This is a genomic window from Tritonibacter sp. SIMBA_163 (assembly GCF_046535935.1).
In the GTDB taxonomy this organism is placed as follows: domain Bacteria; phylum Pseudomonadota; class Alphaproteobacteria; order Rhodobacterales; family Rhodobacteraceae; genus Epibacterium; species Epibacterium scottomollicae.
In genome coordinates this window covers 1-261 of sequence record NZ_JAWJBP010000682.1, presented here as the reverse complement: position 1 = coordinate 261, position 261 = coordinate 1, and the positions used below count along the sequence as shown (strand labels likewise).

The 261-nt window shown below is 53.3% G+C and carries 1 protein-coding gene; it reads left to right on the top strand.

What is annotated here, in order from left to right; translation table 11 throughout:
* The coding region (locus tag R0J92_RS24045; protein WP_411053528.1) for a hypothetical protein at positions 1 to 261 on the top strand (261 nt) is incomplete at both ends.

Below are 261 nucleotides of genomic sequence, written 5' to 3'. Positions count from 1 at the left end.
GAGGTATCTGTGACGCAAGCAAAGCTGAATAATGCAGAGGCTGTGCACCCTGGCTCGGAAGAGCCAGCGTTCGACGAGCGTGAGATAGGGGATGAGCTTCTGGAGTGTTTGAAGACCATTGCCTCCTTTCATCAGCACGATGTGTCATCTGAGGCCTTGCGAGCGGGGTTTCCTCTAGAACAAGGCAAGCTTACCCCTTCTGTTTTTAGCAGGGCAGCTTCTCGAGCTGGTTTGTCAGCGCGGATTGTGAAAAGCAGACTC